Here is a 19,226-nt window from a genome sequence, read left to right as displayed (position 1 = left end):
GATCGGACACCATGACCGCGGCCCCCGACGTGCTGGACAAGCACGCCTTCCTCTACTCCGTCGTCATCCCCGTCTACAACTCCGAGGCGTTCGTCGGCCGCACCGTCGACGAGGTCGTCCGCACCTTCCGCGAGGCCGGACTGCGGCTGGAGCTGGTGCTGGTCAACGACGGCTCCCCGGACAACGTCTGGCCCGTGCTGGAGGCCAAGGCCCAGGAGTACGACGAGGTCGTGGCGCTCAACCTGCTGCACAACTACGGCCAGCACACCGCGAACCTCGCCGGCTTCCGCGAGTCCCGTGGCGACTACGTCATCACCATGGACGACGACCTGCAGAACCCGCCCGACCAGGCGCTGGTGCTGATCGACAAGGCAATGGAGGGCTACGACTGCGTCTTCGCCCAGTTCGAGCAGAAGCAGGCGGCCGGCTACCGGCGGCTGGGCACGAAGGTGATCGGGATGATGAACAAGAACATCTTCGGCCTGCCCGACGACCTGGTCGTGTCCAACTTCCGGATCCTGCGCCGCGACGTGGTGGATCGGATCTCCGCCTCCCGCACCGCTCACCCCTACATCACCGGGCAGGCGCTGCTCTACTCCTCCCACCGCGCCAACGTCCTGGTGCGACACGAGTCGCGCGCCGAGGGCCAGAGCAACTACAGCTTCTCCCGCATCCTCAAGCTGGTGCTGACCATCCTGTTCAGCTACTCCAGCTGGCCGCTGCGCACGCTGGCGACGATCGGCTTCGGGGTCGCCGGCGTCGGCTTCCTGATCGGCGCCGTCTACCTCGTGCTCGGCCTGCTGGGGCAGATCCGGACCCCCGGCTGGACGTCCACCATCGTGCTGCTCTCGGTCTTCAACGGCTTCACCATCGGCATGCTCTCGATGCTCGGCGAGTACCTCGTCCGCACCCTCAACGCGGTCAGCGCCACCGAGATCTACCACCTCAAGGGGCGCGCCGAGTGACCCGGCACCTCCTCGTGATCGGCGCCCAGCGCTGCGGGACGACGTACCTGCACACGCTGCTGGACGCCCACCCGCAGATCGCCATGGCCCGCCCGGCGCGCCCCGAGCCGAAGGTGTTCATCGACGCCGAGCTCTCCGCCCGCGGCCGCGAGTGGTACGTCGAGACCTGGTTCGCCGACGCCGGCGACGCCGACGTCCTCGGCGACAAGTCCACCTCCTACCTCGAGCATCCGGAGGCGGCCGGCCGGGCGCGCGCGATGCTGGGGAGCCCGCTGGTGCTCGTGCAGCTGCGCGACCCGGTGCAGCGGGCGATCTCCAACTGGGCCTTCAGCAGCGACAACGGGCTGGAGCGGCGCCCGCTGGCCGAGGCGCTGGAGGCCGGGCTCGCCGAAGCCCCCGACGCGTGGGACGGCAACGGCACGTCGGTCTCCCCCTTCGCCTACCTCCAGCGCGGGCGCTACGTCGACTACCTGCACCCCTGGCTGGAGGAGTACGGCGAGGACCTGCGGATCGGGTTCCTCGAGGACCTGGCCGCCGACCGCGACGCGATCGGCGGGACCTACCGGTTCCTCGGGGTCGACGACGCGTTCCGCCCCTCGGCTGCGGACTCCCCCGTCAACGCCAGCGCCGCCGACGCGCCCGCGGTGCCGTCGGAGCTCGAGCAGCGGCTGCGCGCCTGGTTCGCCGACAGCGACGCCGCGCTCGCCGACCTGCTCGGGCGCCCCCTCCCCTGGCCCACGACCGACCCGGAAGGAACCTCGTGACCGAGCCCATCGCCTTCACCCGCGCCGTCCAGGTCGGGGGCGAGCTGGAGAACATGCAGACCGCCATGGAGAGCGGTCACACCTCCTCGGGAGGCCCGTTCTCCACCCGCGCCGCCGAGCTGGTGGAGCAGGCGACCGGCGCGCGCGACGCCCTGCTGACCACCTCCTGCACGACCGCCCTGGAGCTGAGTGCGCTGCTGCTCGACCTGCAGCCCGGCGACACGGTGATCGTGCCGTCCTACACCTTCACCTCCTCCGCGCTCGCGTTCGCCCGCGAGGGTGCGCGCATCCTGTTCTGCGACATCGAGCCGGAGACGCTGGGGCCGGACCCCGCATCGGTGGCCGAGCTGCTCGACGACACGGTGCGCGCCGTCGTCGTGGTGCACTACGCGGGCGTCGCCGCGGACATGGACGGGCTGCGCGCCGTCCTCGCCGACCGGCCGGACGTGGCCGTGGTCGAGGACAACGCACACGGGCTCTTCGGCCGGTGGCGCGACCAGCCGCTGGGCAGCCTCGGCCGGTTCGCCACCCAGAGCTTCCACGACACCAAGAACATCGTGTGCGGGGAGGGCGGGGCGCTGGTGCTCAACGACGAGGCCGACGACGCGCGCGCCTGGGTGCTCTATGAGAAGGGGACCGACCGGCGCGCGTTCTTCCAGGGGATGGTGGACAAGTACTCCTGGCGCGACACCGGCTCCTCCTTCGCGCTCGCCGAGGTGCTCGCGGGCTACCTCACCGCGCAGCTGGAGCACGCGGAGTCCATCCAGGCCCGCCGGAAGGCGATCTACGACGCCTACACCGAGGGGCTGGCGCCGTACGCCGGCGAGCTCGGCTTCAGCCTGCCCGTCGTGCCCGACCACTGTGTGCCGGCCTACCACCTGTTCCACCTGCTGATGCCCGACCACGAGACCCGCACGCGGGTGATGGCGGCGATGAAGGACGACGGGATCCAGACGACCTTCCACTACGTGCCGCTGCACAGCGCGCCCGCGGGGGTGCGGTTCTCAGCCCGGGAGACCGAGTGCCCGGTGAGCACCGACATCAGCCGGCGGCTGCTGCGGCTGCCCTTCCACAACGCCCTGAGCGACGCCGACGTCGAGCGCGTGATGGCGTCGCTGACCGCCGCGATGCGCGGCTGACCCCGCTCAGGCGGGCTGCTCGGCCCGCCGGCGAAGCCGCCGTACGCCGCGCCACTCCTCCCACAGCAGGCCGAGGGTGGCGGCCGCCTCTACCACCAGGAACGCCAGGCAGACGGTGGTGAGCGGCTCCTCGCCGCTCCGCAGCGCGAGCACCGCGGCGCCGGGGAGCAGGGCGGCCAGCCAGGTGACCACGAGGACGGGGGTCCGGCCCTGGGCCAGCAGCATCACCGTCGCGACCAGGTTGACGAGGGCGAGCGCGCTGCCGACGGCGATCAGGGCGCAGTCGGCGCTGCCGAGTCGTATGTCGGCGCCGAAGACCAGCCGCAGCAGCGGCGGCCCGACCCACCAGCCGACCGGCACCGCCAGCAGGGTGCCGGCGACGACCGCGAGGCGGAGCAGCCAGCGGGCCCGGGCCAGAGCCGCCCAGTCCCGGGCGACCAGCAGGCCGGTGACCCATCCCGTGAGCTGGGCGACCATGCCGATCGCGAGCGTGTAGGGCGCGCGGAAGAGCGCGAGCCCGGCGAAGAGCGCCGTCACCTCGTGCGGGGCCCCCGAAGCGAGGGACAGCACGACCGGGCCGCCGGTCAGCACCGCCTGGCCGACCAGCTGGCCGCCGGCCGCGCCGGAGAGGAAGGCCAGGGTGCCGTCGGCCGGGCCGGTGCCGTCCTCGTGCAGCCGCAGGGTCGAGGGCCACACCAGCGCGCCGGCGAAGCCGACCAGCAGCGCGAGCCCGTAGGCCAGCGGGTCGCCGACCCCGGCCACCATGAGCGCCGCGGCGAGCACCGCCCGGAGCCCGTTCTCCGCGGTGAGGGCGACCGCCACGGCGCCGAAGCGGCGCCGCCCGGTCAACACTCCGCGGACGTAGCCGGTGAGGGCCGAGGCCGCGGTGACGGCGGCGGCGAGCAGCGGGAACGCCGTACCGTCGCTGCCGAACAACGGCTGCCGCAGCAGCCAGGCCGCCCCGCCCACGACCAGCGAGACCAGCACGACGAGCACGGCGACGCGGGCCAGCGCGGCGCGGACACCGCCCTCGCCGCCGTGGGTCGCGACGGACCGGGCGATCCAGTGCTGCACGGGGAAGGTGAAGGCGGCGGCCGCGAAGGCCCACCACGCCCAGAGCACCGACACCGGGGCGGCGGCCTCCGCGCCGAGTCCCCGGGTGGTGAGCGCGAAGAAGACGTAGGCGAGCACGCCGTTGGCGGCCGAGCCGACGGCCAGAGCGGAGGTGGAGCGCAGCCCGGTCTTCATCGGCGGAGAGCCTACGCGGACGGACGTCCCACGAAGTGTCGGCGGTCCCGGGCAGGATGCCCGCCATGAACACCACCACGCTCCTTCCCCTGGCGCTCGTGCTCGCCCTCGGGCTGCTGCTCGGCGGCGCGCTGGGCGTGCTCTGGGCCCGGTCCCGGCCCGCCGCGACCCGCGAGCTCGTCGACCGGGCCGAGGTGCTCCAGGGGCTCGACCGGCTGGGCGACCAGCTGCACGAGCTGGACCGGGCCCGGGCCCGATGGCAGGGCGAGTTCACCCAACAGGTGCTCGGCGTGCAGCACGCCACCGAGTCGCTGCGGCGTGAGACGGGCGCGCTCAGCACCGCCCTGCGCAAGCCGCAGGTGCGCGGGCGGTGGGGCGAGATGACCCTGCGCCGCACCGTCGAGCTGGCCGGCCTGACCGACCGGTGCGACTTCACCGAGCAGCACCGGCTCGAGGGCGGCGCGCTGCGCCCCGACCTGGTCGTGCACCTGGCCGGCGGGCGCAGCATCGTCGTGGACGCCAAGGTGCCGCTCGACGCGTTCCTCGACGGCGTGGAGGCCACCGACGACGCCGATCGGACCGCCGCCCTGACCCGGCACGCCCGCCAGCTGCGCACCCACGTGGAGCAGCTGGCCTCCAAGCGCTACTGGACCGCGTTGCCCGCGGCGCCGGAGTTCGTGGTGCTGTTCGTGCCCGGCGAGGCCATCTTGTCCGCCGCGCTGGAGCAGGACCGCGACCTGCTCGACCACGCGGCGACCCGGCAGGTGGTCCTGGCCAGTCCCACGACGCTGGTCGCCCTGTTGCGCACCGTCGCGCAGGGCTGGCGGCACGAGGCGCTCGCCGAGGACGCCCGCGAGGTGCACCGCCTCGGCCGGGAGCTGCACGAGCGGCTGGGCACGATGGCCGGCCACCTGGACAAGGTCGGCCGGTCCCTGCGGGCCTCCGTGGAGGCCTACAACGCGGCGATCGGCTCGCTGGAGAGTCGCGTCCTGGTCTCCGCCCGCCGGCTGGGCGACCTCGGCGACCTGCCCGAGACGTCGTCGCCGGACCGGGTGGACGCGGTGCCGCGCGCGCTGACCCTGGCCACGGAAGCCGACGAGACCCCGGCGCGCCGCGCGCACGGGGCGTGAGGATGGGCCTAGCGTGGCAGGCGTGAACGTGCAGGTCACCGGCGCACCCAGCCTGTGGGAGCAGGGCCGCGAGCCCGGCCACGAGGTCGCGGTGCTCGGCGTCGCGATCGCCCTCAGCGTCACCGCCCTCGACGTGCTGCTCTCGGGCCGGGTGAGCATCTTCTTCGATCTGTGCTTCATTGCGCTGTGCCTGTTCCTGGCGCTGCGCGTCCGCCCGCACGACTTCTTCACCGTCGGCGTGCTGCCGCCGCTGATGATGCTCGGCGTCTTCGTGCTGCTGGCGTTCACCGAGCGCACCAGCATCGCCGCCGTGGGCGACGGCCCGACCCAGGCGGTGATCTCCGGGCTGGCGCGCCACTCGGCCGCGCTGGCCGCCGGCTATGCCGTGTGCCTGGGCGTGCTGGCCTACCGGCACCGCCTGCTCACCCGGCACTGACCGCCACCGGCTCCAGCAGCCTCAGCCCTCGAAGCGCGCCGGGTCGCCGGCGCCGTAGCGGCGCACCTCAGGGAACCCCTCGGACCAGTCGACCACCGTGGTCGGCTCCGCGGTCACCTCGCCCGCGTCGATGACCAGGTCGACCTGGTGGTCCAGCTCCTCCTTGACCTCCCAGCCCTGGGTGCGGGCCTCGCTCTCGCCGGGCAGGATCAGCGTGCTGGTCAGCAGCGGCTCACCGTGGGCCTCGAGCAGCGCCTGGTCGACGACGTGGTCGGGGATCCGGACGCCCACCGTGCGCTTCTTGGGGTGCATCAGCCGCTTCGGCACCTCGGAGGTAGCCGGCAGGATGAACGTGTACGGCCCCGGCGTGCTGGCCTTCACCGACCGGAACGCGTTGTTGTCCACGTGCACGAACTGCCCGAGCTGGGCGAAGTCGCGGCACATCAGGGTGAAGTGGTGCTTCTCGTCGAGGTCGCGGATCCGCAGGATCCGGTCCCGGCCGTCGCGGTTGCCCAGCCGGCAGCCGAGGGCGTACCCGGAGTCGGTGGGGTAGGCGATCAGCGCGTCGTCGGCCAGCGCGTCGACGACCTGGGAGATCAGCCGGGCCTGTGGGTTGACCGGGTGGATGTCGACGTACCGCGCCATCGCGGACTCAGCTCCGGCCCGCGGCCCGCAGGTCCCGGCGCAGCTCGGGCGGCAGCGCGAAGATCAGCGACTCCTCCGCGGAGTGCACGGCCTGGGCGTCGGGATAGCCCCGCTCGGCGAGGAACGCCAGCACGCCCTCGACCAGCTCCTCGGGCACGCTCGCCCCGGAGGTCACGCTCACGGTGTCGACCCCCTCGAGCCACTCCTCGCGGATCTCGGTGGCGTCGTCGACGCGGTGGGCCGCCTTCGCTCCGGCCTCCAGCGCGACCTCGGCCAGGCGCACCGAGTTGGAGGAGTTCGACGAGCCGACGACGATCACCAGGTCGGCATCCTTCGCGATCTCCTTGATCGCGAGCTGCCGGTTCTGGGTGGCGTAGCAGATGTCGTCGCTCGGCGGGTCGAGCAGGTCGGGGAAGCGCTCGCGGATCGCGGCGACCGTCTCCATCGTCTCGTCCACGCTGAGCGTGGTCTGGGAGAGCCAGGCGACCTTCTTCGGGTCGCGGACATCGATGTTCGCGACGTCGTCGGGGCCCTGCACCAGCTGGATGTGCATCGGCGCCTCGCCGGAGGTGCCCTCGACCTCCTCATGGCCCTCGTGGCCGATGAGCAGGATGTCGTAGTCGTCGGCGGCGAACCGCTTCGCCTCGTGGTGCACCTTGGTCACCAGCGGGCAGGTCGCGTCGATGGTCTTGAGCCCGCGCGCCACGGCCTGCTCGTGCACCTGCGGCGAGACGCCGTGCGCGGAGAAGACCACGGTCTGGCCCGAGGGGACCTCGTCGAGCTCCTCGACGAAGATCGCGCCGCGGGACTCCAGGTTGGAGACCACGTGCTTGTTGTGCACGATCTGCTTGCGCACGTAGACGGGCGCGCCGTAGAGGTCGAGCGCCTTCTCCACGGTGATGACCGCGCGGTCCACACCGGCGCAGTAGCCGCGCGGGGCGGCGAGGAGCACGGCGCGCTCGGCCTCCTCGGGGCTCAGGACGGGCGGGGTGCCCAGATCGGTGCTCATGGCGCCAGTCTAGGTGCCCGGTGCGCGAGCCGGCGCGTGCGCCCGGAGGGCGGTGAGTACGTCGGTCGTGCGGGACACTCTGCCTGGTGGGAATCCCGGTGCCACCGAGGTAGCATCGTTGGCATGAAGCTGAGCGTCAGCCTGAGCGAGGAGGACGTGGCGGCCCTGGACCGCTTCGTCGAGCAGACGGGGCTCGACTCGAGGTCGGCCGGCATCCAGCAGGCCATCCGGCGGCTTCGAGGTCCCGAGCTCGCGGCCGCCTACGCCGCCGCCTTCGAGGAATGGGAGGACGCCTCCGACGCGGCCGCCTGGGAGGCCACGACCGCCGACGGCCTCGACTGATGCTCCGTGGGGAGGTGCGCCTGGTCGACCTGGATCCCGCCAGGGGAAGCGAGTCGACCAAGCGCCGCCCTGCGGTGGTCGTGAGCAACGACCGAGCCAACGCCGCGGCAGCGCGCCTGGGCCGTGGGGTCGTCACCGTCGTGCCCCTGACCAGCAGCGTCGAGCGCGTGTTCCCCTTCCAGGTGCTGCTGCCATCAGAGGAGACCGGCCTGCGCGTGGACTCCAAGGCTCAGGCCGAGCAGGTGCGGTCCGTGGCACTCGAGGGCGTCGGCCCGGCCATCGGCGTCGTACCCCTGTCGCTGATGGGCCAGGTCGACGCGGCGCTGAGGCTGCACCTGCAGCTGTGAGTACGGCGCGCGACCGAACCGTCGGCGCCCTCCCCTAGAGTCGCGTCCGTGCCCAGCCTGCGCGACGCCACCGCCGAGTCCCCGGCACCCGTGCGCGCCCTGGCGATGGCGCTCACCGACTGGATCGGCCGGCTCGGCTCGGTGTGGATCGAGGGCCAGGTGACCCAGATCAGCCGGCGTCCCGGCCTGCAGACGGTCTTCCTCACCCTGCGCGACACCCACGCCGACGTCTCGGTGCCGGTCACGTGCGCGCGCACCCTGGTCGACGGGCTGAACCCGCCCCTGGTCGAGGGCGGCAGCATCGTGGTGCTGGGCCGCCCGGACTACTACCCCAACCGGGGCTCGCTGTCGCTGAAGGTGCGCGAGATCCGGCTGGTGGGCCTGGGCGAGCTGCTCGCCCGGCTCGAGCGGCGCCGTCAGCTGCTGGCCGCCGAGGGGCTCTTCGAGGCCCGGCTCAAGCAGCGTCTCCCCTTCCTCCCCACCCGGGTCGGCCTGGTGACCGCCCCGAGGAGCGCCGCCGAGCGCGACGTGCTGGAGAACGCGCAGCGCCGCTGGCCGGCTGTGCGCTTCGAGGTCGCCTACGCCGCGATGCAGGGCACCCGCGCGGTGCCGGAGATCCTGGAGTCGCTCGAGCGGCTGGACCGCCACCCGGAGGTGCAGGTGGTCGTGGTGGCCCGCGGCGGCGGCTCGGTGGAGGACCTGCTGCCGTTCTCCGACGAGGCGCTGGTCCGTGCGGTCCACGCGATGCGCACCCCGGTGGTCTCCGCGATCGGCCACGAGCCCGACACTCCGCTGCTCGACCTGGTGGCCGACGTGCGCGCCTCCACGCCGACCGATGCCGCGAAGCTCGTCGTGCCGGACGTGGTCGAGGAGCTGCGCGGCGTGACCCAGGCGCGCGACCGGCTGCGCAGCACGCTCGCCGGCCATCTGGACCGCGAGCTCGCCATGCTGCAGCAGCTGCGCTCCCGCCCGGCGATGGCCGACCCCCGTTCGCTGGTCGACACCCGCCGCGACGAGGTCGACGTCCTCGCCGACCGGTCGCGGCGCAGCCTGCGGCACGCGCTGGACCGTGCCGCCGACGACCTGGAGCACCAGCGGGCCCGGGCGCGGGCGATGTCGCCGCTGGCGACCCTGCAGCGGGGGTACGCCGTCCTGCAGGACGCCGACGGGCACGTGGTCACCAGCGTCACCGCCCTGTCCCCCGGCGACCCGGTCTCGGCCCGGGTCGCCGACGGCCGCGTGCAGGCCACCACCACGGCCCTGGAGGAGGAGCCCGATGACTGAGCAGGAGACGCCCGAGGACGCCCAGTCCTACGAGGAGGCGCGCGAGGAGCTGGTCGAGGTGGTCCGGCGGCTCGAGGCCGGCGGCATCACCCTGGAGGAGTCACTGGCCCTGTGGGAGCGCGGCGAGGTGCTCGCCCGGCGGTGTCAGGAGTGGCTGGACGGCGCCCGCCGTCGCCTCGACGAGGTCATGGAGCAGGCGTCGGAGGAGTGACCTTCTCGGTCAGCGACTCCACCACCCGGCGCAGGTCGCGAGACGGGGCGGAGCCGTAGACGAGCAGCCAGTCCTGGCCGACCTTCCGGCCGTAGGCGCTGTCCCCGCCCGCGTCGGTCCAGGTCTGCCACCGGCCCGCGAGCTCACCCCCCAGGCGCACGGTGCGGCCCTCCTCGGGGGCCTTGTCGACGTAGGTCTCCAGCAGCTGGTCCAGCTCCGCGTCCTCCCGCCGGACGCCGACATAGGCGCCCTCGCGGGTGTTCAGCCCGAGCCCCCAGGCGGGCGCGTCGGGCGACCCGGTGTCGAAGCTGGTCGCGGTCCAGCCCTTCGGCAGCGGGTCGGGGTACGTCGGCCGGGCGCCGGCCTGCTCGCCGACGGTCACCGCCTCGGCGAGCTCGATCGGCTCGGGGCGCACGTCGAGCTCGTCCCGGTTGAGGGCCCGGAAGCCGACGTACCCGCCGATCACGAGCAGGCTGACCAGCAGCGCGCCGAACAGCCCCGACATCGACCGTTGGTACCTGCCTGCCTGACCGCTCACCCCGACATCCTGCCAACGCGCCCCCAGCAGCCCCGCGGCCGGTCCCTACGCGAGCATCCCGCGCCCCGTCGCTCCTGCCGCAGATGCGGCGCCATGTGCTTGAATTCATCCGCACGCACGCCCACGAGCCGTCATATCGCCCGCGCAGGAGGACCGAGTGCCGAGCTACCGGATCGCCGAGGCCGCCGAGATCCTGGCCGTGAGCGATGACACCGTCCGCCGCTGGATCGAGGCCGGACGCCTCCCCGCGGCCCAGGGGGACGGCCGGACCGTGGTCGACGGCCGCGACCTGGCGACGCTGGCCGAGCAGCTGATCGAGCAGGCCGAGGCCTCCGAGCGCGACCGGACCCGCGCCGCCGCCGTGAGCGCGCGCAACCGGATGTCCGGGATCGTCACCCGGGTCAAGGCCGACACCGTGATGGCCCAGGTCGAGCTCGTCTGCGGCCCCTACCGGATGGTGAGCCTGATGAGCAGCGACGCCGCCGGCGAGCTCGGCCTGGAGCCCGGCGTCCGGGCGATCGCGTCGGTGAAGTCCACGAACGTCGTCGTCGAGAAGCCCTGAGACAGGAGCATCCATGAAGCACGCACCGACCGCCGGCCTGGTGCTGGCCCTCGCCCTGGGAGTCTCCGCCTGCGGGGGAGGCGGAGACTCCCAGGCCTCCGGGGACGGCGGCGACGAGCTGACCGTCCTGGCGGCCGCCTCGCTGACCGAGGTGTTCGGGCAGCTGGAGCAGGACTACACCGACGACAACGGCGGCAGCGTGCAGGAGTCCTTCGGCTCCAGCACCGACCTGGCGGAGTCCGCGGCCGACGGGGCGCCGGGCGACGTGCTGGCGACCGCCGACGAGGAGTCGATGCAGATCGCCGTCGACGCCGGCGTGACGGCGGCCGAGCCGGTGCGGTTCGCCACCAACGAGCTGGCGATCGTCACCGCCCCCGGCAACCCCGACGACATCCAGGGCCTGGCGGACCTGGGCGGCACCACCTGGGTCCGGTGCGCGGACGACGTGCCCTGCGGCAAGGTCGCGCTCACCCTGCTCGACGGGGTCGACGGGGCCGGGGAGTCAGCGTCCCTCGAGGTCGACGTGAAGTCCACGCTGGACAAGGTCACCTCCGGCGAGGCCGACGCCGGGCTGGTCTACGCCAGCGACGCGGTCGCGGCAGGCGAGGACGTCACCATGGTCCCGATCGACGGCGCGGACCGCGCGCTGACGACGTACTGGATCGCACCGCTCGAGGGCAGCGGCGAGGCCGCCCGGCAGTGGGTCGACCTGGTCACCTCCGAGGTCGGCCGGCAGGCGCTCACCGACGCGGGCTTCACCCTCCCGTGACGTCGTCCCCCACGGCCCGCTCGACCTCCGACACCGCACTGGCGCAGGTCCGCCTGGGGCGACCTCCCGTCGCACTCCTCGTCCCCGCCGTCGTCGGTACGGCGCTCCTGGTCCTCCCCCTGCTCGCGATGGTCGCGGCCGTGCGGCCGGCCGCCTTCACCGCGGCCCTCGCCTCCGAGCCGGTGCGGCAGGCGCTGGTCCTCTCGCTGTGGACCTCCACCGTCTGCATGGCGGTCTGCCTGGTGCTCGGGTTGCCGCTCGCCTGGCTGCTGGCCCGGCGCGACTTCCGCGGGCGCACCCTGCTGCGGGCGGCCGTCACCGTGCCGATGGTGCTGCCGCCGGTCGTCGCGGGGGTGGCACTGCGCGAGGCGTTCGGCCGCTCCGGCCTGTTCGGCGCACCGCTGTTGGAGTGGACGGGGTTCGCCTTCCCCTACACCCCCGCCGGCGTGGTGCTCGCCCACACCTTCGTCTCGCTGCCCTTCGTCGTGCTGGCCCTGGAGGGCGCGCTGCGCGCCGCCGGCCCGGCCTACGACGCCGCCGCGGCCAGTCTCGGTGCCAGCACCTGGACCATCTTCCGGCGGATCACCCTGCCACTGGCGGCGCCGGGGATCGCCGCCGCGATGATGCTCGGCTGGGCGCGCTCGCTGGGCGAGTTCGGCGCCACCATCACCTTCAACGGCAGCTACCCCGGAACCACCCAGACCATGCCGACGCTGATCTATCAGGCCCGCCAGTCCGACCAGGACGCCGCGCTCGCGCTGTCGGTGGTGATGCTCGCGGTCTCCCTGCTCGTGCTGCTGGCGCTGCGCGACCGCTGGTGGGGCACGCCATGAGCCTCGAGGTCGCCGTCGAGGTCCCCGGCCGGGTGCGCAGCGCCTTCACCGCCCCCGCGGGCAGCGTGGTGGGGTTGATCGGCCCCAACGGGGCGGGCAAGAGCTCCCTGGTCAGCGCGCTGGCGGGCCTCACCCCCGCCCGGGGCAGGGCGCTCCTCGACGGCCGCGACCTGATGCGGCTGGAGGCCCGGCACCGCGACGTCGGGCTGGTCTTCCAGGACCGGCTGCTCTTCCCCCACCTGTCCGCGCTGGACAACGTCGCCTTCGGTGCCCGCGCCCGCGGGGTCGCCCGGGCCGCGGCGGACGCCCGCGCCCGGGAGTGGCTGGACCGGCTCGGGGTCGGGCAGCTGGCGGGTCGGCGCCCGGGCGAGCTCTCCGGCGGCCAGGCGCAGCGGGTGGCGATCGCCCGCGCCCTGGCCCCCGGCCCGGCACTGCTGCTCCTCGACGAGCCGTTCGCCGGCCTGGACGTGCGGGTCGCCACCACGCTGCGGCTGGAGCTGCGGCGGCACCTGGCCGACTTCGCCGGCGTCAGCGTGCTGGTCACCCACGACGCGATCGACGCCACCCTGCTCTCGGACCACCTGGTGGTGCTGGACGAGGGCGAGACGGTCCAGCAGGGACCGCCGGCCGAGGTGGCCGCCCACCCGCTCACCCGGCACGTGGCCCGGCTGGTGGGGCTCAACGTGATCCGCGACGGGGACCGGCTGGGCGCCTTCGAGCCGCGGGACGTGACCGTCTCCACCGAGCCGCCCAGCGGCTCGGCGCGGCACCGGTGGAGCGGGCCGGTGCTCGGCATGGCGCCGCACGGGGACGCCGTACGCGTGCATGTGGACGCCGGCCCCGACCTGCTCGCCGACGTCACCCCCGCCGCCACGGCCGAGCTCGGCCTGCAGGCCGGCCGACCGGTCTGGCTGTCGGTGAAGGAGACCGCCGTGAGGTGGTACGACGCCGTCCCCGAGGGCCGCTAGAGTCGCGCCATGACCGCGGAGCAGACGCACCCCGAGCCGCCCGACCGCAACCTGGCCATGGAGCTCGTCCGGGTCACCGAGGCGGCCGCGATGGCCGCCGGCCGGTGGGTCGGCCGCGGTGACAAGAACGGCGCCGACGACGTGGCCGTGCAGGCCATGCGCGCGACCATCTCCGGGGTCAGCATGAACGGCGTCGTCGTCATCGGCGAGGGCGAGAAGGACAACGCGCCCATGCTCTACAACGGGGAGAGCGTCGGCGACGGCACGGGGCCGGAGTGCGATGTGGCGGTCGACCCGATCGACGGCACCACGCTGACCGCGAAGGGGATGAACAACGCGATCGCCGTGCTGGCCGTCGCTCCGCGGCACAGCATGTTCGACCCCTCCGCGGTGTTCTACATGGAGAAGCTGGTGACCGGCCCGGAGGCCGCGGACGTGGTGGACCTGCGGCTGCCGGTGGCGGAGAACATCGCGCAGGTCGCGAAGGCGAAGGGGTCCCGACCCGACGACGTGACGGTCGTGCTGCTCGACCGGCCGCGCCACGAGACCCTGGTCGAGGAGATCCGGGCGACCGGCGCGCGGATCAAGTTCATCACCGACGGCGACGTCGCGGGCGCGATCATGGCGGCCCGCACCGACACCGGCGTCGACCTGCTGCTCGGCGTCGGCGGCACCCCGGAGGGGATCATCGCCGCCTGCGCGATGAAGTGCATGGGCGGCGTGATCCAGGGTCGGCTGTGGCCGCAGGACGACGCGGAGCGGGAGCGCGCCGAGGCCGCGGGCCTGGACCTCGACCCGGACCGGCTGCTGACCACCGACGACCTGGTCACCGGCGACGACTGCTTCTTCGCCGCCACCGGGATCACCGACGGCGAGCTGATGCGGGGCATCCGCTACCGCGCCGGTGGGGCGTCCACGCACTCGCTGGTGATGCGCTCGCGCAGCGGCACGATCCGCTCGATCACCTCCGAGCACCGGCTGGAGAAGCTGCGCGGCTACGCCTCCGCCGATGTGAGGTACTGACCCTCGGCGCTCCGCTCCGCGTGCAGGGCGGCGACCACCTCGTCGCGCACGCGGGGGTCGACCGCCATGCCGCAGTGCGAGGTGGCCACCTCGACCAGTCGCGCCTCGGGGTCCTGGCAGGAGGCGGGGTCGACGATCCCGTCGCGGGGGGACCAGATCGAGGTGAGGCGTATCCCGTCCGGCAGCGGCTGCCGCGCCTCGGCGAACGAGGCACGCGCACACTCGCCCGACACGCACTCTTCTCCCATCAGGCCGCGGACCCCGGCCCGGCTCAGCCGGTTGAGCACCTCGACCATCACCGTCAGCGACACGTGGTGGGCGCCGGGGGCCAGCAGGGGGCTGCCGAGGGTGACCACCCCGGAGACCAGGTCGGGACGGCGTACGGCGAGCCCGCGGGCCAACAGGCCGCCGAGGCTGTGCCCCACCACCTGCACCCGGCTGTCCCGGCGGATGGCGATCGCCTCCAGCCGGGCCTCCAGGGCCGCGCCGGCCTCCAGGGTGCAGCCGACGTTGGCGTGGATGTCCGACCGGTAGGTGCGGAAACCCTCCCTGCGCAGGGCGGCGGCCATCAGACCGAGGGTGCCGTCCCCGGCCAGGAAGCCGGGCACCAGCAGCACCGGGTCGTCGGCCCGCGGGTGCACCCGGGCGGTCCAGGACCGGGAGCGGCGGGTGGAGCGGTCCCGGTGACTGCGCGCCACCAGCCGGGCGGCCTCGGCCACCATCAGGCCCTCCCGCGCCACCGCGGCCACGTGCGGGCGGACGAATCCCTCGGGGCGCAGGAACGACGCCAGGGTGTCCATGACGGGTCACCGTACGTCCGACACCCGGGTCATCCGGCGTACACCCGAACGTGTCCGCGCGTCGTCGATGCTTTGATACGACCATGAGCAGCCGCTCCGATGCTCCCGTGACCCGGTCCGAGGAGCTCTTCGCGCCGGTCAGCCCGGGCATCGAGCTGTGCTACCAGACCTTCGGCGAGCCCACGGGCGAGCCGCTGCTGCTGGTGATGGGGCTCGGCGGCCCGATGACCTGGTGGCATCCCGACTTCTGCGAGGACCTGGCCCGGCAGGGCTTCTTCGTCATCCGCTACGACAACCGGGACACCGGCCGCTCGACCCACCTGAGCGACCGGGTTCGCCGCGGGGCGCTGGTCCGCGCCTTCGCCGGCCGCGGTGGCACCCCGCCGTACACCTTGTCCGACATGGCCGAGGACGCCGTCGGGCTGCTGGACCATCTCGGCATCCCGGCCGCGCACCTGGCCGGCGTCTCGATGGGCGGGATGATCGTCCAGACGCTGGCGATCGAACACCCCCAGCGGGTGCTCTCCCTGACCAGCATCATGTCCACGACCGGCCGGCGCACCGTGGGCTGGCAGCACCCGAAGCTCCTCCCCCAGCTGCTGTGGTCGCGCAACGCCGGCAGGGAGGCTTATATCGAGGCGTCCGCGCGGATGTGGCGGCTGATCGGCTCGCCGGACTACCCCACCGACCTCGAGGAGAGCCGGATCCGCGCCGGCGAGACCTTCGACCGCGGCTTCGACGCCGGCGGCGTGCTCCGGCAGATGATGGCCATCCTGTCCCAGCCCAACCGCGGGCCGCGGCTGCGCTCGCTGCGGATCCCCGCCACGGTGATCCACGGCCTGGCGGACCCGATGGTGCATGTCTCGGGCGGGCGGGCGACCGCCGCGGCGATCCCGGGGTCCGAGCTGCTGCTGGTCCCCGGCATGGCGCACGACCTGCCGCGCCAGCTCGACGCCGACCTGGTCGCCGCGATCCGGCGTACGGCGGACCGGGCCACCCCCTCCACCGGTTGACGCCCCGAGACCACCCCGAAGGGTTGTCCCATGCGACTCACACGGCACAACAGTTGCCAATAGCGGCTCCCCCGCATTAGAAAGAGACCTACATCACAATCAGGAGGGCGCATGAACGGTTCATCCCCACCCCGCCGACGCTCGGGGGCGCGTCGCACGGGGACGGCCCTGGCGACACTCGGCCTGCTCTCGGGGCTGTTGGCCGCCTGCTCGGCCTCGGCGGACACCGGAAAGCCGACCCTGACCTGGTACATCAACCCCGACGCGGGGGGCCAGGCCAAGGTCGCCGAGAACTGCTCGACCGACGACTACACCATCAGCACCCAGGTGCTGCCGCAGGACGCCAGCCAGCAGCGGATCCAGCTGGCCCGGCGACTGGCCGCGGAGGACCCGGAGATCGACCTGATGTCGATCGACCCGCCGTTCACCGCGGAGTTCGCCGACGCCGGCTTCCTGGCACCCGTGCCGCAGGAGGCGCGCCAGCAGCTGGAGGAGCAGGGCACCTTCCAGGGCGCCCTGGACGCGGCGACGTGGAAGGACCGACTGGTGGTCTTCCCGTTCTGGTCCAACACCCAGGTGCTCTGGTATCGCAAGTCCTTCGTGGAGAAGTCCGGCATCGACATGAGCAAGCCGGTCACCTGGGACCAGATCATCGACAACGCCGCCGAGAACGGCGGCCAGCTCGGGGTCCAGGCGAACAAGTACGAGGGCTACGTCGTGTGGATCAACGCGCTGATCGAGGGCGCCGGCGGCCAGATCGCCGACAACACCGAGAAGGGCGTGGACGCCGACATCACCATCGCCGAGGAGCCCGGCGTGCAGGCGGCCAAGGTCATCGAGAAGCTGGCGCAGTCCGACGCGGCGCCGGGCGACCTCAGCGTGTCCAACGAGGGCACCGCCGCCGCGACCTTCGCCGGGGACGCCGGATCGTTCATGGTCAACTGGACCTTCATCTGGCACAACTACGACGAGACCGACCCGGCCGTGGCCAAGGACATCGGCTTCGCGCCGTACCCCAGCACCGTCGAGGGCAAGGACGCGCGTCCGCCGTACGGCGGCATCGGGATCGGGGTGAGCGCCTTCTCCGACCAGCGGGAGTTCGCGACCGAAGCGGCGCAGTGCATCGTCAGCCCGGAGAACCAGGGCGTCAACGCCGAGCTCACCGGCAACATGCCGGCCTCGACCGACGGCTATGACTACCCCGCGCTGAAGAAGCTCTACCCGCCCGAGCTGCTCGAGCTGTTCCAGCAGAGCGTGGACAACGCCGCACCGCGCACGGTGACGCCGTACTGGTCCGACATCTCCAGCGCCATCCAGAGCACCTGGCACCCGCCGGGCGGCGTGTCCGACCGGACCCCGGAGAGATCGAAGGCCTTCATCGAGGACGTGCTGAAGGGAGGGACGCTGCTATGAGCGCCACCGTCGCACCCGAACAGACCGGCAAGCACCGGTCCCAGCAGACCAAGGACGCCAGCGACCGGGCGAAGGCCGAGAACGCACTCGGGCTGAAGCTGGTCGCACCGGCGGTGGTCCTGATGCTGCTGGTGACCGCCTGGCCGATGATCCAGGCGCTCTACCTGTCGCTGTTCCGCTACCGGCTGACCGCCCCCGACGACCGGGAGTTCATCGGTCTGAACAACTACGTCACCGTGCTCACCGACTCGCTGTTCTGGCGGGACACGTGGAACACGGTGCTGATCATGGTCGTCACCGTGGCCGTGGAGCTGGTCATCGGCTTCGCGTTCGCGATGGTGATGCACCGGATCGTCTTCGCCCGCGGACTGATGCGGACCTCGATCCTCATCCCCTACGGCATCATCACCGTGGTCTCGGCGTTCGCCTGGCAGTTCGCGTTCTCGCTCAACAACGGGTTCGTCAACGCCTGGTTCCACTGGCTGCCCTGGATCGGTCAGGACACCAACTGGTTCGGCGACCACTGGCACGCGATGTTCGCGATCATGGTCTCAGAGATCTGGAAGACCACGCCGTTCATGGCGCTGCTGCTGCTGGCGGGCCTGTCCCAGGTCAGCGAGGACATGCTGGAGGCCGCCAAGGTCGACGGCGCCTCGTGGTGGCAGCGGCTGTGGAAGGTGATCCTGCCCAACATGCGCTCGGCGATCATGGTCGCGGTGCTGTTCCGGGCGCTGGACGCCTACCGGATCTTCGACAACATCTTCGTGATGACCAAGGGCGCCCAGGACACCGAGTCGATCTCGTTCCTCACCTACCGCCAGGTGATCGAGCAGATGCAGCTCGGCATGGGGTCGGCCCTCTCGGTGCTGCTGTTCCTGTCCGTGCTGCTGCTGGCCTGGCTGATCGTGAAGATCTTCAAGGTCGACCTGGCCCAGGCGAGAGGTGAAGGCTGATGAAGGGCAAGAACGTGATCGGAGTGTGGGTGGGGTTCGTCCTCATCATGCTCTGGTGCCTGTTCCCGGTGGCGTGGATCATCTCGCTGTCGTTCAAGTCGGTCGACGAGACCGCCGTCGGCAGCCCGCAGTTCCTCCCGCGGGACTTCACCACGGAGAACTACACCGCGATCCTGGAGAACGGCGACTTCACCCGAGCGCTGATCAACTCCTTCGGCATCTCGCTGATCGCGACCGTGCTGTCGGTCATCCTGGCCACGCTGGCGGCGTACGCCATCGCGCGGCTGGAGTTCAAGGGCAAGCGGCTGGTGCTCTCGCTGGCGCTGGCGATCGCCATGTTCCCGGTGGTGTCGCTGGTCGGCCCGCTCTTCGACATGTGGACCACGTTCGGCCTGTTCAACACCTGGCCGGGCCTGATCATCCCCTACATGTCGTTCACGCTGCCGCTGGCGATCTGGACCCTGTCCGCCTTCTTCCGGGAGATCCCGTGGGAGATGGAGCAGGCCGCCCAGGTCGACGGCGCCACCTCGTGGCAGGCGTTCCGCAAGGTGATCGTCCCGCTCGCGGCGCCCGGTGTCTTCACCGCCGCGATCCTGACGTTCTTCTTCGCGTGGAACGAGTTCGTGCTCGCGATCTCGCTCACGTCCACCACGGCCTCCCGGACGGTTCCGGCCCAGATGAGCTTCTTCGTCGGCCCGGACCCGTTCAACCCGCCGTACGGACAGCTCGCCACCGCCAGTGTCATCGTGACGATCCCGGTGATCGTCATCGTCCTGTTGTTCCAGCGCAAGATCGTCGCCGGTCTCACCAACGGCGCAGTGAAGGGGTGAAGCC

At 72.5% G+C, this 19,226-nt stretch carries 23 protein-coding genes; 18 read left to right on the top strand and 5 right to left on the bottom strand.

All coding sequences use genetic code 11. The features are described 5' to 3' along the window. Nucleotides 1-11: 11 nt before the first annotated feature. From K8W59_RS04020 to rffA, 3 genes are read left to right on the top strand one after another with little or no spacing between them, the layout of a single operon-like run. Nucleotides 12-965 (top strand): glycosyltransferase family 2 protein, encoded by a 954-nt coding sequence (locus K8W59_RS04020; RefSeq protein WP_223397469.1) that lies wholly within the window; start codon nucleotides 12-14, stop codon nucleotides 963-965. Further along, nucleotides 962-1,729: a sulfotransferase family protein gene (locus K8W59_RS04015; protein WP_223397468.1), complete on the top strand. Its 768-nt coding sequence runs from the start codon at nucleotides 962-964 to the stop codon at nucleotides 1,727-1,729. The genes K8W59_RS04020 and K8W59_RS04015 overlap by 4 nt, the downstream gene beginning before the upstream one ends. Beyond that, nucleotides 1,726-2,868, top strand: a complete 1,143-nt coding sequence (rffA, locus tag K8W59_RS04010) for a dTDP-4-amino-4,6-dideoxygalactose transaminase (RefSeq protein WP_223397467.1) — start codon at nucleotides 1,726-1,728, stop codon at nucleotides 2,866-2,868. Before K8W59_RS04015 ends, rffA begins: the two co-directional genes overlap by 4 nt. A gap of 6 nt (nucleotides 2,869-2,874) precedes the next feature. Here the strand turns inward: rffA and K8W59_RS04005 are convergent, their stop codons facing one another. Next, the gene (locus tag K8W59_RS04005) at nucleotides 2,875-4,116 is read right to left on the bottom strand and encodes an oligosaccharide flippase family protein (RefSeq protein WP_223397466.1); all 1,242 of its coding nucleotides are present in this window, start codon (nucleotides 4,114-4,116) and stop codon (nucleotides 2,875-2,877) included. Between the two features lie 65 nt (nucleotides 4,117-4,181). On the opposite strand from K8W59_RS04005, the gene K8W59_RS04000 reads away from it, so the two are divergent. Then, nucleotides 4,182-5,246: a DNA recombination protein RmuC gene (locus K8W59_RS04000; RefSeq protein ID WP_223397465.1), complete on the top strand. Its 1,065-nt coding sequence runs from the start codon at nucleotides 4,182-4,184 to the stop codon at nucleotides 5,244-5,246. A gap of 22 nt (nucleotides 5,247-5,268) precedes the next feature. Then, nucleotides 5,269-5,682, top strand: a complete 414-nt coding sequence (locus K8W59_RS03995) for a DUF6542 domain-containing protein (RefSeq protein WP_223397464.1) — start codon at nucleotides 5,269-5,271, stop codon at nucleotides 5,680-5,682. A gap of 21 nt (nucleotides 5,683-5,703) precedes the next feature. Here K8W59_RS03995 and K8W59_RS03990 read toward each other — a convergent pair whose 3' ends face one another. Both K8W59_RS03990 and K8W59_RS03985 read right to left on the bottom strand, forming a co-directional pair. Beyond that, entirely contained in the window at nucleotides 5,704-6,327 is a 624-nt protein-coding gene (locus tag K8W59_RS03990; RefSeq protein WP_223397463.1) for an L-threonylcarbamoyladenylate synthase, read from the bottom strand. Nucleotides 6,328-6,334: 7 nt separating this feature from the next. Further along, entirely contained in the window at nucleotides 6,335-7,336 is a 1,002-nt protein-coding gene (locus K8W59_RS03985; protein WP_223397462.1) for a 4-hydroxy-3-methylbut-2-enyl diphosphate reductase, read from the bottom strand. 123 nt (nucleotides 7,337-7,459) lie between these two features. Between K8W59_RS03985 and K8W59_RS03980 the strand changes: the two genes are divergently transcribed. From K8W59_RS03980 to K8W59_RS03965, 4 genes are read left to right on the top strand one after another with little or no spacing between them, the layout of a single operon-like run. Then, entirely contained in the window at nucleotides 7,460-7,678 is a 219-nt protein-coding gene (locus tag K8W59_RS03980; protein ID WP_223397461.1) for a ribbon-helix-helix domain-containing protein, read from the top strand. Further along, a complete protein-coding gene (locus K8W59_RS03975) occupies nucleotides 7,678-8,025 on the top strand; it encodes a type II toxin-antitoxin system PemK/MazF family toxin (RefSeq protein WP_317846301.1) in 348 nt (115 codons plus the stop codon). Before K8W59_RS03980 ends, K8W59_RS03975 begins: the two co-directional genes overlap by 1 nt. Before the next feature lie 48 nt (nucleotides 8,026-8,073). Further along, a complete protein-coding gene (gene xseA / locus K8W59_RS03970) occupies nucleotides 8,074-9,309 on the top strand; it encodes an exodeoxyribonuclease VII large subunit (RefSeq protein ID WP_263283280.1) in 1,236 nt (411 codons plus the stop codon). Then, a complete protein-coding gene (locus K8W59_RS03965; protein ID WP_223397460.1) occupies nucleotides 9,302-9,520 on the top strand; it encodes an exodeoxyribonuclease VII small subunit in 219 nt (72 codons plus the stop codon). Before xseA ends, K8W59_RS03965 begins: the two co-directional genes overlap by 8 nt. On the opposite strand, the gene K8W59_RS03960 is transcribed toward K8W59_RS03965, so the two are convergent. Continuing rightward, the gene (locus K8W59_RS03960) at nucleotides 9,495-10,058 is read right to left on the bottom strand and encodes a DUF4245 family protein (RefSeq protein ID WP_223397459.1); all 564 of its coding nucleotides are present in this window, start codon (nucleotides 10,056-10,058) and stop codon (nucleotides 9,495-9,497) included. The two genes, K8W59_RS03965 and K8W59_RS03960, sit on opposite strands and share 26 nt — an antisense overlap. Nucleotides 10,059-10,215: 157 nt before the next feature. Between K8W59_RS03960 and K8W59_RS03955 the strand changes: the two genes are divergently transcribed. The 5 genes from K8W59_RS03955 to glpX are packed head-to-tail and all read left to right on the top strand — an operon-like array spanning nucleotide 10,216 to nucleotide 14,213. Further along, the gene (locus K8W59_RS03955; RefSeq protein WP_223397458.1) at nucleotides 10,216-10,620 is read left to right on the top strand and encodes a TOBE domain-containing protein; all 405 of its coding nucleotides are present in this window, start codon (nucleotides 10,216-10,218) and stop codon (nucleotides 10,618-10,620) included. 13 nt (nucleotides 10,621-10,633) lie between these two features. Next, on the top strand, nucleotides 10,634-11,389 hold the full coding sequence (modA, locus tag K8W59_RS03950) for a molybdate ABC transporter substrate-binding protein (RefSeq protein WP_223397457.1): 756 nt from the start codon (nucleotides 10,634-10,636) through the stop codon (nucleotides 11,387-11,389). Continuing rightward, nucleotides 11,386-12,222: a molybdate ABC transporter permease subunit gene (modB, locus tag K8W59_RS03945; RefSeq protein ID WP_223397456.1), complete on the top strand. Its 837-nt coding sequence runs from the start codon at nucleotides 11,386-11,388 to the stop codon at nucleotides 12,220-12,222. Before modA ends, modB begins: the two co-directional genes overlap by 4 nt. Next, entirely contained in the window at nucleotides 12,219-13,190 is a 972-nt protein-coding gene (locus tag K8W59_RS03940) for a sulfate/molybdate ABC transporter ATP-binding protein (RefSeq protein WP_223397455.1), read from the top strand. The genes modB and K8W59_RS03940 overlap by 4 nt, the downstream gene beginning before the upstream one ends. 9 nt (nucleotides 13,191-13,199) lie before the next feature. Continuing rightward, on the top strand, nucleotides 13,200-14,213 hold the full coding sequence (glpX, locus tag K8W59_RS03935; protein WP_223397454.1) for a class II fructose-bisphosphatase: 1,014 nt from the start codon (nucleotides 13,200-13,202) through the stop codon (nucleotides 14,211-14,213). On the opposite strand, the gene K8W59_RS03930 is transcribed toward glpX, so the two are convergent. Then, nucleotides 14,186-15,013, bottom strand: a complete 828-nt coding sequence (locus tag K8W59_RS03930) for an alpha/beta hydrolase (protein WP_223397453.1) — start codon at nucleotides 15,011-15,013, stop codon at nucleotides 14,186-14,188. The two genes, glpX and K8W59_RS03930, sit on opposite strands and share 28 nt — an antisense overlap. A gap of 83 nt (nucleotides 15,014-15,096) precedes the next feature. Here K8W59_RS03930 and K8W59_RS03925 point away from each other — a divergent pair, with 83 nt between their 5' ends. The 4 genes from K8W59_RS03925 (at nucleotide 15,097) to K8W59_RS03910 (ending at nucleotide 19,222) form a co-directional block, all read left to right on the top strand. After that, entirely contained in the window at nucleotides 15,097-16,026 is a 930-nt protein-coding gene (locus tag K8W59_RS03925) for an alpha/beta fold hydrolase (RefSeq protein ID WP_223397452.1), read from the top strand. 111 nt (nucleotides 16,027-16,137) lie between these two features. Then, entirely contained in the window at nucleotides 16,138-17,439 is a 1,302-nt protein-coding gene (locus K8W59_RS03920; protein WP_223397451.1) for an extracellular solute-binding protein, read from the top strand. Then, complete coding sequence (locus K8W59_RS03915) at nucleotides 17,436-18,392, top strand: carbohydrate ABC transporter permease (protein ID WP_223397450.1); 957 nt, start codon at nucleotides 17,436-17,438, stop codon at nucleotides 18,390-18,392. Before K8W59_RS03920 ends, K8W59_RS03915 begins: the two co-directional genes overlap by 4 nt. Next, nucleotides 18,392-19,222: a carbohydrate ABC transporter permease gene (locus tag K8W59_RS03910; RefSeq protein ID WP_223397449.1), complete on the top strand. Its 831-nt coding sequence runs from the start codon at nucleotides 18,392-18,394 to the stop codon at nucleotides 19,220-19,222. The genes K8W59_RS03915 and K8W59_RS03910 overlap by 1 nt, the downstream gene beginning before the upstream one ends. Nucleotides 19,223-19,226 lie beyond the last annotated feature (4 nt).

Source organism: Nocardioides rotundus (assembly GCF_019931675.1).
Taxonomy (GTDB): Bacteria; Actinomycetota; Actinomycetes; order Propionibacteriales; family Nocardioidaceae; genus Nocardioides; species Nocardioides rotundus.
This window is presented reverse-complemented; position numbering and strand designations above follow the sequence as displayed.

Excerpts from the sequence above, each read along its gene's own strand:
- K8W59_RS04000 (WP_223397465.1), top strand. The coding sequence starts at position 4,182 with ATGAACACCACCACGCTCCTTCCCCTGGCGCTCGTGCTCGCCCTCGGG.
- K8W59_RS03925 (WP_223397452.1), top strand. The coding sequence starts at position 15,097 with ATGAGCAGCCGCTCCGATGCTCCCGTGACCCGGTCCGAGGAGCTCTTC.
- K8W59_RS04005 (WP_223397466.1), bottom strand. The coding sequence starts at position 4,116 with ATGAAGACCGGGCTGCGCTCCACCTCCGCTCTGGCCGTCGGCTCGGCC.
- K8W59_RS03985 (WP_223397462.1), bottom strand. The coding sequence starts at position 7,336 with ATGAGCACCGATCTGGGCACCCCGCCCGTCCTGAGCCCCGAGGAGGCC.
- K8W59_RS03915 (WP_223397450.1), top strand. The coding sequence starts at position 17,436 with ATGAGCGCCACCGTCGCACCCGAACAGACCGGCAAGCACCGGTCCCAG.
- K8W59_RS03930 (WP_223397453.1), bottom strand. The coding sequence starts at position 15,013 with ATGGACACCCTGGCGTCGTTCCTGCGCCCCGAGGGATTCGTCCGCCCG.
- K8W59_RS04020 (WP_223397469.1), top strand. The coding sequence starts at position 12 with ATGACCGCGGCCCCCGACGTGCTGGACAAGCACGCCTTCCTCTACTCC.
- K8W59_RS03965 (WP_223397460.1), top strand. The coding sequence starts at position 9,302 with ATGACTGAGCAGGAGACGCCCGAGGACGCCCAGTCCTACGAGGAGGCG.
- K8W59_RS03975 (WP_317846301.1), top strand. The coding sequence starts at position 7,678 with ATGCTCCGTGGGGAGGTGCGCCTGGTCGACCTGGATCCCGCCAGGGGA.
- K8W59_RS03910 (WP_223397449.1), top strand. The coding sequence starts at position 18,392 with ATGAAGGGCAAGAACGTGATCGGAGTGTGGGTGGGGTTCGTCCTCATC.
- K8W59_RS03920 (WP_223397451.1), top strand. The coding sequence starts at position 16,138 with ATGAACGGTTCATCCCCACCCCGCCGACGCTCGGGGGCGCGTCGCACG.
- modA (WP_223397457.1), top strand. The coding sequence starts at position 10,634 with ATGAAGCACGCACCGACCGCCGGCCTGGTGCTGGCCCTCGCCCTGGGA.
- K8W59_RS03980 (WP_223397461.1), top strand. The coding sequence starts at position 7,460 with ATGAAGCTGAGCGTCAGCCTGAGCGAGGAGGACGTGGCGGCCCTGGAC.
- glpX (WP_223397454.1), top strand. The coding sequence starts at position 13,200 with ATGACCGCGGAGCAGACGCACCCCGAGCCGCCCGACCGCAACCTGGCC.
- K8W59_RS03990 (WP_223397463.1), bottom strand. The coding sequence starts at position 6,327 with ATGGCGCGGTACGTCGACATCCACCCGGTCAACCCACAGGCCCGGCTG.
- K8W59_RS03940 (WP_223397455.1), top strand. The coding sequence starts at position 12,219 with ATGAGCCTCGAGGTCGCCGTCGAGGTCCCCGGCCGGGTGCGCAGCGCC.